This window comes from Kitasatospora sp. MAP12-44 (assembly GCF_029892095.1).
In the GTDB taxonomy this organism is placed as follows: domain Bacteria; phylum Actinomycetota; class Actinomycetes; order Streptomycetales; family Streptomycetaceae; genus Kitasatospora.
Map to the genome: position 1 here is coordinate 4,522,555 of NZ_JARZAE010000004.1, position 12,882 is coordinate 4,535,436.

At 73.0% G+C, this 12,882-nt stretch carries 8 protein-coding genes; 3 read left to right on the forward strand and 5 right to left on the reverse strand.

Annotated features, from left to right (window positions below; all coding sequences use genetic code 11):
* Nucleotides 1-67 precede the first annotated feature (67 nt).
* On the forward strand, nt 68-934 hold the full coding sequence (locus tag P3T34_RS21120) for a Bro-N domain-containing protein (RefSeq protein ID WP_280667596.1): 867 nt from the start codon (nt 68-70) through the stop codon (nt 932-934).
* A 102-nt stretch (nt 935-1,036) separates the two neighbouring features.
* Complete coding sequence (locus P3T34_RS21125) at nt 1,037-3,190, forward strand: FUSC family protein (RefSeq protein ID WP_280667597.1); 2,154 nt, start codon at nt 1,037-1,039, stop codon at nt 3,188-3,190.
* Here the strand turns inward: P3T34_RS21125 and P3T34_RS21130 are convergent.
* Nucleotides 3,155-3,952: a TrmH family RNA methyltransferase gene (locus P3T34_RS21130; protein ID WP_280667598.1), complete on the reverse strand. Its 798-nt coding sequence runs from the start codon at nt 3,950-3,952 to the stop codon at nt 3,155-3,157. The genes P3T34_RS21125 and P3T34_RS21130 overlap by 36 nt on opposite strands.
* Here P3T34_RS21130 and P3T34_RS21135 point away from each other — a divergent pair.
* A complete protein-coding gene (locus P3T34_RS21135) occupies nt 3,951-6,248 on the forward strand; it encodes a LuxR family transcriptional regulator (RefSeq protein ID WP_280667599.1) in 2,298 nt (765 codons plus the stop codon). The genes P3T34_RS21130 and P3T34_RS21135 overlap by 2 nt on opposite strands.
* 5 nt (nt 6,249-6,253) lie before the next feature.
* Here the strand turns inward: P3T34_RS21135 and P3T34_RS21140 are convergent, their stop codons facing one another.
* The 4 genes from P3T34_RS21140 to P3T34_RS21155 all read right to left on the reverse strand — a co-directional run bounded on the left by P3T34_RS21140 (nt 6,254) and on the right by P3T34_RS21155 (nt 12,781).
* The gene (locus P3T34_RS21140) at nt 6,254-7,222 is read right to left on the reverse strand and encodes a hypothetical protein (RefSeq protein WP_280667600.1); all 969 of its coding nucleotides are present in this window, start codon (nt 7,220-7,222) and stop codon (nt 6,254-6,256) included.
* Nucleotides 7,223-7,680: 458 nt separating this feature from the next.
* A complete protein-coding gene (locus P3T34_RS21145) occupies nt 7,681-10,107 on the reverse strand; it encodes a protease pro-enzyme activation domain-containing protein (protein ID WP_280667601.1) in 2,427 nt (808 codons plus the stop codon).
* A gap of 227 nt (nt 10,108-10,334) precedes the next feature.
* Nucleotides 10,335-11,204 carry an oxygenase MpaB family protein gene (locus P3T34_RS21150; RefSeq protein WP_280667602.1) on the reverse strand — a complete coding sequence of 290 codons (870 nt, stop codon included), beginning with the start codon at nt 11,202-11,204 and terminating at the stop codon, nt 10,335-10,337.
* 32 nt (nt 11,205-11,236) lie between these two features.
* Nucleotides 11,237-12,781, reverse strand: a complete 1,545-nt coding sequence (locus tag P3T34_RS21155; RefSeq protein ID WP_280667603.1) for an FAD-dependent monooxygenase — start codon at nt 12,779-12,781, stop codon at nt 11,237-11,239.
* Nucleotides 12,782-12,882 lie beyond the last annotated feature (101 nt).

The following is a 12,882-nucleotide window of genomic DNA, read 5'->3' on the forward strand; positions in this document are numbered from 1 at the left end:
GGCGTGTCGTCACTCGTTCGAGGTCGTTGGGCTGGGTGTCCAGTCGCCTACCCGAAAGAGGGACACCGTGAGTGAGAACGAGATGTCGATGTTGTGGACGACCTTCCCCGGGAGCGGGCAGCCGCTGCGGGTGGTGATCATCGACGGGGAGCCGTGGTTCGCGACGGCGGACGTGTGCAAGGTGCTGGGGCGGAAGAACCCCAGCGACGCGGTCAAGTCGCTCGATCCGCGGGAGGTCAGGACGGTGAATACCCTCGCGATTAACCTAGCCTCAAGCGAGGTTAATCGCGTTTCCGCAGGTGGGAATAGCTACCACCGAGGAAGTCCGATGCTCAACCTGGTCAGCGAGGCGGGCCTCTACACGCTGATCATGCGCTCGGACAAGCCCACGGCGAGGCCCTTCCAGGAGTGGGTCACCGGTGAGTTGATCCCCTCGATCAGGCGGGGTGACACCGATGTCGAACGGCAGCGGGAGCGGCTGAGGGAGACGGTCGGGCAAGCGCTCGGGGAGGGCGGGGTTCCGGCGGGGCGGGTCGTGGTGACAGACCTGGGGTTGACGGTCTGTACGGACGGAAGCGTGCACTGTTCGCACGGTGAGATGGTGATCTGTTTTCCGGAGAAGTCGGAGGGCACCGGGCCGCCCTTCGGGCCGTACTTCCGCTGTCCGGAGCTGGAGCGGGTGGGGATCGCCGGGAGTAGGGCGGTGGAGCTCTGCGAGCGGGTGAAGTTCGTCGACCTGGTCCGCCGGCTGGCGCGGCCGAGGACCGGGCCGCCTCCGGAGCGGACCGGCGGCGGGCTGGTGCTGGAGTTCCGTGGCGGCGAGGTCACGGTGCGCGGGGAGGCCGATGAGCTGGCCGAGCTCGGGCGGGTGGTGGCGCTGCGGCCGGCTGGGGAGTTCGCCGCGCTGCTGCGGGAGTTCGGGGCGGCGGGGTAGGCCCGGAGGTGGAGGAGTAAGCGGCGATTACCCTCACCCTGGGTGAGGGTAATCGCGTTTCCGCAGGTGGGAATGGGTACGGCGATGGCTAGCATGGCCGGTATGCCCTGGTTGTCCGCGTTGCGTGCGTCCGGACGTGCGGGTCTGCGCCTGGAGCGGGAGTTCACCGAGCCGCGGCGGGCGGTGCGGGGGGCCTGTGCGGTGGCGCTGATGCTGTTTCCGACGCTGGCGATCGCCGGGCCGGCGCTGGCCACGTCGGCGGCGATGGGGGCCTTCATCGCGGGGACGGCGACCTTTCAGCGCAGTTTCCGCTCGCGTCCCTCGCTCGCGGCGGTGGCCGGGCTCGGGCTCGGGGTCAGCACCTTCCTCGGGTACCTCGCGGTCTCGGTGCCGGGGCTCTTCCCGGTGCTGCTGGCCGTCTGGTCGTTCGGGGCGGGCCTGGCCTGGTCGATCGGGCCGACGGCCGGGGTGGTGGCCACCAACACCGTCACCGTGATGCTGGTCGTCGTCCAGTTGCCCGTCAGTGTGCCGTCCGCGCTGGGGCACGGGTTGCTCTGCGCGCTGGGTGGTGCGGCGCAGGCGCTGATGATCATCCTCTGGCCGACCCGGCCGTGGGGCCTCCAGCGGGACGCGCTCGCGGATGCCTACGCCTCGCTGGCGGACTACGCCCGTCGGCTGCGGCACGATCCTCATGCCATCTTCGACCCGGGTCCGCTGATGACCGCCCGGCATGCCGACACCCTGACCACCTGGCAGCAGCGGCGCCGGCCGCCCCAACTGCGCGGCCTGCGCGGGATCGCCGAGCGGATCCGGCCCACCCTGGCGGCAGTCGCCGATCCGGCGATCGGTGCGGCGGCCGAGGGGCCCGAGCGGGACCGGGCCCGGGAGCTGCTGGCCGGGTCCGCGCAGCTGCTGGACGCGCTGGCCCGGGCGATCCGGACCGGTGAGCCCGTCGAGTACCTGGCCTCCTCGCCCGCCGCGCTGGTGGCGCCGGCCGCGCCGGTGCTGCACGGTTCGGCGCTGCGCTCGGCCCGGCGGCTCACCACACTGCTGGTGCGCGCCGTCGGGGCGCTCGACCAGTCCGCGGAGGACTCGCTCTCCGAGCCGCTCCCCGCGCGCAGCGGCGCGCTGGTGCGGCCGGGGCCGGCCCGGATGGTGCCGGTGGCGCTGCGGACCGCGCGCGGGCAGCTGGTCTCGGGCTCGGTGATCCTGCATCACGCCGTCCGGCTCTCCGGCGTGGTGACCACGGCCTATCTGCTGGCCAGGCTGGCCGGTCTCGAGCACGGCTACTGGGCCGCGATGACCGCCGCGATGGTGATCCGCCCGGACTTCGCGCAGACCTACAGCCGCGGGGTGGCCCGGTTGGCCGGCACGGTGGTGGGGGTGGTGCTGGCCACCGCGGTGGTGACGCTGGCGGACCCGGGGAGGTGGCTCTCCTGCGCACTCGCGGTGGTCTGCATCTGCGGGGCGTACCTGACGCTGCGTACCGGCTACGCGGTGATGACCACCTGCATCACGGCGTATGTGGTCTTCCTGCTCGACCTCGGGCCCGGCGACGCGGTGCATACCGCGTACGAGCGGGTCCTGCTCACGATGCTGGGCGGCACGGTGGCGCTGCTCGCCTATGCGCTGTTCCCGACCTGGGAGACCGCGCGGCTGCCCGAGCGGACCGCCGAGTGGATCGCCGCCGTCGGCCGCTACTCGGCGGCCGTGCTGACGGTGTTCGGGGAGCCGGCGACCCGTGGGTCGGGCAGCGTGCGAGCCGCGCTGCTGGACTTCCGGGAGGCCAGATCGGCCTTCCTGGAGGCGGTGGAACGGTCCGCCGCCGAGCCCGTGCGGCACGCGGTGCACTCGCCGCAGCTCTCCCGCAAGCAGCTGGAGAAGGTCCGCGCGGCGGTCGGCTTCCTGGCCCGGGTGTCGCTGGTGATGGAGGCCCACCTGCCCGAGCAGCAGGCGGATCCGGTGCCCGGGGCGGCGGAGTTCGGCGGCGTGCTGGCGGACGCGACGGCGGCGGCCGGGGTCGCCCTGCTCACCGGGCGCCCCGCGGAGTTCGGCGCGGTGCGGGCGGCCCACCAGCGGTGGGAGGAGCGGCTGGAGGCCGACCCCGAGCTCGTCCGCGCGCACCGGCCGGGTGACCGGCTGGACGTGCTGCGCTCCGGCGTCCGGTTGCTGATGCAGGCGCTGGGCGATTTGGAGCGGGCGCTGCGTCGGCCGAAGTCCTCAGACCGACCGGTCTCGGACGGGCGGGCGCTGTGAGGGGCTGTGCGTCATCCAGTGGAAGAGGCCCATGCCGACCGAGGTGGCCAGGTTGAAGCTGGAGACCTGCGGGCGCATCGGGATCGCCAGCAGCCGGGTGGCCCGGCCGCGGAGCTCGGCCGAGACGCCGTGGCGCTCGGAGCCGAAGGTCAGCAGCGCGTCGTCCGGGATGGTCACCGCGCGGATGTCCTCGCCCTCCGGGTCCAGCACGTAGAGCGGGCCGTCCGGGAGTTCGGGTGCGCCGAGGCGGGCCACGGCGGTGGCGAAGTGCAGGCCGGCGCCGGCCCGGACCACATGGGGGTGCCAGGGGTCGATGTCGCCGGTGGTGATCACGCCGGTGGCGCCGAAGCCCGCGGCCAGCCGGACCACCGCGCCGATGTTGCCGAGGTTGCGCGGGTTGTCCAGCACGATCACGGGCGCCGGCCGGGGCGTCGCGCGCAGGGTGGCGAGCACCGAGGCCGCCGTCGGCCGGATCGCCAGCGCGGCGACGCCGGTCGGGTGCGGGCGTCCGACCAACTCCCGCAGTACGGCCGGCGGCACCTCGACGGCGGCCGCGGTGATCGTGAGCGCCACATCGTCCGCGAGGTCCGCGGCGAGCGCGGCGAGCGCGGCCCGGTCGCTGGTGAGCACCTGGCGGACCTCGCCGCCGAAGCGCAGGGTGTGCTTCAGCGCGTGAAACCCGTCGATCAGGACGGCCTCGGGGGCCCCGGCTGTCTCGCGCCACCGCCGGACCGCCGCGTCGGGGGCATCATGGTCTGTCATGCCCCCACTGTCGCATGATGATCCGGTCGAGCCGGGCGCGCTGGTCCCCTCCAAGCTCCGGCCGCCCCGGCCGCCCAGCGCCCTGATCGTCCGGCCGGCGCTGCAGCGGCGGTTCAGCGCGGCGGTGGACACGGCGGACCTGGTGCTGCTGCACGGTTCGGGCGGGACGGGCAAGACCTCGCTGCTGCTGGGCTGGTCGGCGGCCCGGCAGGGTCAGGGGCACGGGCAGGGGCAGGGGCAGCGCCCGGTGGCCTGGCTGACCGTGGACGTCCTGGACAACGATCCGGCGCGGTTCTGGGCGCATCTGGCGGCGGCGCTCGCACTGGCCCTCGGCGAGCTGACGGTGGGTGAGGTGGCGGCCGGCGGTGTCACGGTGGACGGCCTGGCGTCCGGGGAGTCGGCGGCCGAGCTGCGGCCCGGCAGCGAGCTGTTCGTGTTGGCGCTGGCCGAGCGGATCGTCGCCTCCGGACGCCGTCCGGTCCTGGTGCTGGACGAGTTCGAGCAGCTCACCGATGCCGTGCTGCACCGCCAGTTCGAGCTGCTGCTGCGCGGCTGCGCGGACCGGCTGACCACCGTGCTGTCGGGCCGGGTGCCGCCGTCGCTGCGGCCGGCCGGGCTCGCGGTGGCCGCGCTCGGCCCGGCGGAGCTGCGGATGGACCGGCGCGAGGCGGGCCGCCTGCTGGCCGGTGGCGGCGAGCTGCGGCTGTCCGAGCAGCGGGTGGCCGCGCTGGTCCGCTCCACCGGCGGCTGGGTCGGCGCGCTGATACCGGCCGCCACCCGGCTGCGGCCGGACAGCGGGGCGCCGCTGCGCGGGGTCGGCCCCGAGGACGGCCTCCCGGCGAGCGGCGCGGTGCTGGCGGAGCAGCTGCTCGCCCAGGTGTGGTCCGCGCTGGACCCTGGGCTGCACGAGTTCCTGCTGGACACCGCCGTGCTGGAGCGGTTCGGGGTCGAGCTGGCCGGCGCTGTCCATCCGGGCGGCGACGCAACGAAGTTGATCGCTCGGCTGCGCCGGGGCGGGATCTTCCTGGCGAGCGAGCAGGACGGCTGGTTCCGCTACCAGCGGCTGCTGCGCTGGGCGCTGGCCGGCCGGTTGGCGGCGCACGACCCGGCCCGTGAGCGGCTGGCGCACCGGGCCGCCGCCTGCTGGCACCTCGCGGCGGGCCACCGCGAGCAGGCCGTCGACCACGCGCTGCGGGCCGGCGACCAGGCCTTCGCCGTCGAGTTGATCGGGCCGCTCTTCGAGCCGCTGCTGGCGGCCGGTCGGCCGGGCACCCTGGAGCGCTGGCTCGGGGCGCTCAGCAACGAGGCGATAGCCGCCGCCGAGGCGCCGTTCGCGGACCGGGCGTCGGCGCTGTGGTCCGCGCTGGGCCGTCCCGACGAGCGGGACCGCTGGGCCCGCGCGGCCGGCCACCGGGCGGGTCCGCGCGGACCGCGGCTGGCGGCGCAGGCCTGGCAGCTCTGCCTGCCGCGCGAGGCCGGGGATTTGGACCGTGCGCTGCGGCAGGGCCGCGCCGCGCTGGACCGCAAGGACGACGGCTGGGCGGCCGGGGCGACGCCGGCGCGGGTGCGGCTGAGCCTGGCCCGGACCCTGCTGCTTGCCGGACACCCGGTCGAGTGCGGCGAGTTGGCGGCAGAGGTGCTGGCCGAGGTGCCGGCGTTGGTGCAGGGCGAGGTGCCGGGCGAGGAGACGCTCGCGCAGGACGGCGAGTTGCTGCGGCGGCTGCACGCGCACGCGCTGCTGGGCCTGGCCGCGTGGCGGACGGGCGAGCACGCGGTGGCCCGGGCGCAGGCCGAGCTGGCGCGGGCCGTCCGGGCCGGCTGCCCGGCGCCGCCGCGCGCCCGGGCGGTGCCCGAGTACCTGGTGCTGCGGGCCGCGCTCGCGCAGCCGTCAGCGGCACCGGAGGCGGCGGAGGCAGCGGAGACGGCGGAGTTGGCGGAGCTCGTCGACGGCTCGCCGGGGCTCGGGCCGGACCGCAGTCTGACCGTCTTCGCGCAGCTGGTGCTGGCGCTGCGCCAGCCCGCCCGCGCGGCCGGGCGGCTGGCCGCGGCGGACGCGGCGCTGGCGGGCCTGCGCAGCGCGCTGGGGCTGGCCGACTTCCGCGCCGAGGTGGCGGCCGCGGTCGGGCCGCCCGCGCCGGGCGCCGCGCCCGCGCCGGGCCCGGTGCTCACCGACCGCGAACTCGCGGTGCTGCGGCTGCTGCGCGCCGATCTGAGCCCCAAGGAGATCGCCGACCGGCTCTACATCTCGCTGAACACCGTGCGCACCCACGCCCGCAACGCCCACCGCAAGCTCTGAGCGCGTTACTCCCACTCCCAGCGGATGCCGGTCTGGCCCGGCGGCTGCTCGGTGGCCAGTACGTGCGCGCTGGCCGAGGCGCCGATCCAGAGCCGCTGGCGCAGCCGGTCGTCCTCGGTCCCGGGATCGCGCTCGTAGCGCTCGCAGTGCGCGGGCACCGCGGACGGGTCGAAGTGCACCTGGAGCACATACTCCCGCACCGGCGCCGCGAAGCGGCGTCCGTAGACCGTGGTGGGGGCGCCGGGCGGCAGCTCGACCTCGTACTCGAAGACCGTGCAGTCGCCCTGGCCGAGCGGTCGGTCGAGCAGCAACTCGGCGACCAGCAGGCCGATCTCGGGACGGCGGCGGACCCGGCCGAGCCGGGCGTGCCGGACCGAGGAGATCTCCGGGCAGCCGGTGGTGCCCTGGTCGGCCTGGTGCACCACCAGGCAGCGCGAGACCCCGCCGGTGGTGGCCCGGACGACCTGGCGCATCCGCAGCAGGACGCCGAACCGCCGGGCGTCCACGTAGTAGGCATCGTGGACGCTGAGGCGCTCCAACTCGCCGATGGGCGGCGCGTCCAGCTCCTCGAAGACCTGGGCGACCTGCTGCTCCTCGGGCCAGATCTCCTCCATCGGGAGGCTGCCTGGCACCACCGCGGAGACCCAGCGCCCGCGCGGCCGGGGCGGACCCAGCAGGCTGGAGAGCTCGCCTCGGGGGAGCACCAGCAGCTCCTCCAGCAGCTCGACGGCGCGCATCGAGGAGGCCCGTTCGGGCTGGCTGCGCCCGCGTCGCCAGTAACTCAGCGTGGTGACGCTCAGTCTGACGCCCTGTCCGGCGAGCACCGACCGGATCCGGTCCAGGCTCAGCCCGCTCGCCTCGATCGCGGCGTGCAGGTTCTGGGCGAAGGTGCCGGTCGCGGGCGGTCGGCCCGGCGCCGCGTCGGCCGCCGTGGGGGTGGCGGCCGCTGCGGAAACCGGGACATTACCTGTCACGGTCGTGACACCGCCGATGGATTCAGTGGCGTGACAGACCGACGGAAGAAGCGGTCGAAGGGGCGCCGGATCGACCGGATCGGTCAACAGGGCCGAATGGTTCGGCTGCTGTTCGACCAACCTGAGGTGACCGGCGTTGTACGGGTATTGCGAGCCCATGCGGATACCTTCCCCACCTGCCGAGTTCGGCGGGATTGGCCCAGTGACGGTGTCGTGGGGGCGTCACCGAGCTGGGGGAACCTTACGCACGGAGCAGAGGCTACGTCATCTACCGGTTGGTATGACAGTGGTCACGACAAACTAACTTCACGGCAGTTGCGTTGATCTCCAAACTCACGAAACACGAATGCAACAATCCCGCCGGTATCGGGCAGCGGCCCGATACCGGCGGGATTGCTAATCACCTGGGATAACTTGCTGAATGGTCTCAGCGAGCCACCGGATAATCACGCACGGTGTCAGCTGGTGGTGACCGACGCGTCGTCGATGACGAAGCTGGTCTGCAGCGACGAGGAGTTCTCGACACCGGTGAACTTCAGGGTGACCGTCTTGCCCGCGTAGGCCGAGAGGTCGACGGTCTGCTGGGTGTAGCCGGTGCCGGCGTTCACGTTGGAGAAGGTCTGCAGCGTGGTGCCGTTGGCCGTGACGGTGAGCTTGTCGGCCGCGGTGCTGCCGGTCTTGGCGGTGTCGATGTGCAGCCAGTAGCTGAAGCTGGCCTTGCAGCCGGCCGGCACGGTGACGCTCTGCGACAGGGTGTCGGTGTGGCTGCTGCCGTAACCGTCCAGCCAGGCGTCGTAGTTGCCGGAGTGGGCGGGCTCGGAGACGGTGTCGCTGTTGATCACGCCGGAGGTGGCGGTCCACGGGGCGGCGCTGCCGGTCTCGAAGTCGCCGTTGCCGAGCAGCTGGGCCGGGGTGCAGCTGGAGGCGGCGGCCACGGTGAAGGTGAAGGTGGTGTTGCCGGTGGCGCCGGTGGAGTCCTTGGCGGTGACCGTGACGGTCGAGCTGCCCGCGGTGGTCGGGGTGCCGCTGATCAGGCCCGAGGCGCTGATCGACAGGCCGGCCGGCAGGCCGGTCGCCGAGTAGGTCAGGCTCTGGCCGGAGGCGCTGTCAGAGCCGCTGACCTGCAACGAGACGGCGCTGCCGACGGTGCCGCTCTGGTTGCCGGGGGCGGTGACGCTGACGGTGTTGCCGCCGCTGGTCGAGCTGCCGCCGCCGAGCAGGGCGGTGGTCAGCGCGTCGGCGACCGGGGAGCCCCAGCCGGTGACCTGGTCGTAGCCGGTCTTGGTGCTGAAGTCCTGGTTGGCGCCGCTCGTCACGTCGTGGAACGCGGCTCCGTAGCTGGAGCTGTTGGCGACCGCGTAGAGCGCCGGGTTGGCCTGGCCCAGGTTGGCCTTCGAGGCGGCCGCGGCCTTCTGGTTGAAGAGCGCGGTGTAGCCCGCCCACAGCGGGGCAGCGGCGCTGGTGCCGCCGTAGACCTGCCAGCCGGGGCTGCTGGTGCCCTGGGTGTAGATCGCGAAGCCACTGTTCGGGTCGGCGTTGGAGGAGATGTCCGGGACGGTGCGCATGGTGCCGGTGACGTTGGTGCCGGTCTGCCAGCTGGGCTTGGCGAAGACGGTCGAGACGCCGCCGCCGGAGGTGCTCCAGGCGCTCTCCGAGGAGTAGCTGCTGCCCGAGAGCTGCAGGTTGGTGCCGCCGACGCTGGTCACGTAGGTGTCCGAGCCGGGGAAGTCCACCGACACGACGGAGGAGCCGCTGGTGGAGCGCGAGCAGTCGCGCGAACCGTCGTCACCGGCGGCCGAGTAGACCGAGATGCCCTGCGCGGCGGCCTGCTTGAAGGAGTTGTCCACCGCGGTCATCGAGGACTGCGTGGTGTCGGGCTCGCAGCCGCCCCACGAGATGGAGATGACCGAGACCTGGTTGTCCGCCACGATCTTGGCGGCCATGTCGATCTCGCCCTGGTCGCTGTTGGGGGCCTCGTAGATCAGCTGGGTGGCCTTGGGGGCCACGCCGCGCACGATCTCGCTGTCCAGCTCGACCTCGCCCTGGCCCTGGCCGGGGGCGCTGTCGTAGCTCTGGCCGTCGACCGGGACGGTGGTGACCGCGGGGCCGGTCAGACCGTACTGGTTCTGGTAGGTGGTCAGGTTCGAGGCGGTGTAGCCGTCGAACTCCCAGAGCGCGACCTTCTCGCCGGTGCCGTCGGTGCCGACCTTGTTCAGGTTGTACGCACCGTCGTACTGCGCCGGGCCGTAGCCGCTCGGGGTGGCCATCGGGGCCGACGCGTTCGGCTTGGCCAGCTGCGGGGTGCGCACGCTCTTGTTGTTCAGCCCGGAGATGCCCTGGACGACCGCGGCGACGTCGGCCGGGAGGGAGGCCGCGTTGTCGTTGGCGTAGAACTTCTTGGCGTCGGCGGCGTCGAAGTAGGCGCTCTCGTGGGTGCCGAAGGCCGCGGCGATCTGCGCGGTGCTGCCCTTGGCGTCGATCACCTGGCGGTTGGCGCTGACCGTGGCGGTCAGGCCCTGCGCCTTGAGGTACGCGACGACGTGGTCCACGTCGGCCTGGGTCGGGCCGTAGCGCGCGTTGAACTGGGCCGGCGTCAGGTAGTGCCCGTACTCGTTGGAGCCGGGGGTGCTGACCGCGGTGAGGAAGCGGTCAAGGTCGGCGGTGTTGCGCAGCTTGAGGCTGACCGCGACCGAGAGCTGCTGGGCGGCGGGGACGTCGCCCTGCTTCTGCGAGCTCGCTACCGCGGGGGTCACGGTGTTGGGCAGGGATATCCTCGGAGACACCGTGTTGGGGGTCGCTGCTTGCGCGGCGGTGATTCCCATCGAGGCCACGGTCAGGGGCAGCAGGGCGATGGCCGCTGCGAGGGCGAGAGGGCGGGGACGCACGGGCTCCTCCTCTGGCCGGCTTGCATGTGCCGGCAGGGGCTAAGCGTTCCGGGGTCGAAAACGCTGGGATGAACATCCCAGAAATTCGCTGGGAGTTGTCCCATGCTTAGGTAATTGGTTCCTAAATAACAGTCAAGTGTTCACGGATCAGTTCTGAACTGAATGGAGGGATTTCCATACAGTTAATAGGATCCGACAGGCTTCGCCGGCCCTTCGCCGACGGTCGGTCAGTCGTGCTTGACGGGGCACCCGGGGGCCGGGAAGGTGCCCAGGTCGGCCAGCCGGAAGCCGTTGGGGTAGCCCTTGATCTCGGGGTTCTGCCGCGCGTAGTGCGGGGTGCGGCGCGGCGGCAGCAGGCGTACCACGGCGGCCCGCAGGTGCAGGGCGCTCTGGACCAATGTCCTGGTCAGCGGCGCGGGGGAGGCGTAGCGGAAGGCGCGCAGCAGCGGCTCGTCCAGCAGGGCCAGGCTGGCCCCGCGGACCAGCTTGGCCAGTGGCCGCGGGTACCAGGAGGCGATCAGGTCGAGGGTGGCGTCGGAGACCTGCCGGGCGCCCGCGTCCCAGCCGAAGTGCGCCGCCTCGTAGGCATTCAGGAGATCCTCGAACTCCTGGTAGTTTGCTGGGAGCTCCTTGATCCCCAAGTGCTTTCCCAGTGCCCGGTAGTACGCCGCGGTCGCCTCCAGTTCGTGGGCGGAGAGCTTGCGCCAGCCGTAGGAGTCGATCCACCGCTTGGGGACGACCACGAAGGTGCAGAGCACATAGCGCATGTCGTCGTTGCTGATGTCGTAGCGCTGGTGCATCTGGTTGACCCGGCGGATCGCGGTGCGGCCGTCCTCGGTGTCGAAGCCGTGCTCGACCACGGCGCCGAGCAGCAGCGAGGTGTCGTCGTAGCGCTGCTGGGAGCGGTCGGTCAGCTCGGCGGTCTCGGCGAGCAGCCGGCCGATGCTGGGCACCGCGTAGGTGCGGTAGAGCGCCAGCTCCAGGGCCCGGGTGTGGTCCCAGGGGAACTCGTAGGTCGAGGTGAGGCGGTAGATCTCCAGGAAGTCCCGCTCGGGGTCGAGTTGCTGGATCTGCCGGAGCCGGGCATAGCGCTTCATCCGACCATCGTTCCACAGGGCCGGACGGACCGTCAGATGTCCGAGGGCTCCCCCAGCCAGTTGACCAGCGCGGCGCGCAGCTCGGCGTGGCTGGGGTCGGCGGCGGCCCAGGCGGCGTAGCCGTCCGGGCGCACCAGCAGCACGGTGGAGCGCAGTTTGCCGTGCGGGTCGGCCGGCGCGGTGTGCACCAGGCGGTCCGACCAGGGCTCGGTGACGGCTGCCTCCAGGCCGCTGAACGGTGCGCCGGGCGCCCGCTCGTCCGTGGTGACCAGGACGAACTTGCCTTCGCGCAGGGCCTCGTAGAGCCGGGTGGGCTGCCCCGGCCGGTCCGCGGCGAGCCGCAGATCGGGCACCCGGCGCCCGGCCAGCGGGTGGGCGCCGGGGACGGCCGGGTAGCCGATGCCCAGGCCCGAGAGGCTCCGGGCGCCGCGCGAGATCAGTGGGCCCAGCGCCTCGCCCAGTGTGGTCAGCGCGGAGCGCACCGCGCGGGTCGCCGCGCTGCGGGCCAGCGCGACCCGGATCAGCGTGCCCGAGCTGCGCAGGACGGCCTTGCCGACCGGGTGGCGCTCGTCCTGGTAGCTGTCCAGCAGCCCCTGCGGTGCCCAGCCGCGCACCACGGCGGCGAGTTTCCAGCCCAGGTTGGCGGCGTCCTGCAGGCCGGTGTTCATGCCCTGCCCGCCGGCCGGGGAGTGGCAGTGCGCGGCGTCGCCGGCGAGCAGCACCCGGCCGTCGCGGTAGCGGGCCACCTGCCGCTCGTCGCTGTGGAAGCGGGACATCCAGCGGGCGTCGTGCAGGCCGTAGTCCTCGCCCAGCGTGCGACGGGTGATGTCGGCGATCTCGGCCAGCTCCACCGGTGCGTCGTCCGGCAGTTGGCGGGTGCGGTCCCAGGCGGTCACCCGGTACCAGCCGTCGCCGAAGGGGGCCAGGAAGGCGAAGCCGGCCTCGGTGGCCCGCACCGTCAGCACGTCCTGCGGGGCGCGCGACAGCCGGACGTCGGCCAGCAGCACCGAGCTGATCACCGACTCACCCGGGTACGGGATGCCGAGCAGCTCGCGGACGGTGCTGTGCACGCCGTCGGCGCCGACCACGTACGCCGCCCGGTGGGTCGCCGTCCCGGTGGGGGTGCGCACCTCGAGGGTGACGCCGTCGGCGTCCTGGCGCAGGCCGGTCACCTCGTGGTCTCGCAGCAGCAGCGCGCCGGCCTTCACCGCCCGCTCCAGCAGCAGGCGCTCGGTCTGCGACTGCGGGGTGATCAGCACGAACGGGAAGCGCGAGGGGAGTTGGCTGAAATCGACGCTGAGCCTGCCGAAGAGCCGCATCGAGGAGAGCGTGGTGCCGGTGCCGATCAGCTCGTCGGCCAGGCCCCGGGCGTCCAGCTGCTCCAGGGTGCGGGCGTGCACGGCGAAGGCGCGGGTCAGGTTGGACTCCTTGCCGCGCCGCTCCAGCAGCGTGACCCGGACGCCGGCCGCGGCCAGGTCGCCGGCCAGCAGCAGGCCGGTCGGGCCGGCGCCGACCACGATCACGTCGCAGTCCGGCTGGTCGGACTCGGTCGGCTGGGCGCTCGGCTGCTCGGTCATGGCCATCTCCCGGTGCTCGGACGACGTTCGGGGGGCGGATGCTCTCGCCCCCCGTTCAGCTTCCCATCATCGCGGGATCGTCCGGCGCTGTGAATCTCCTT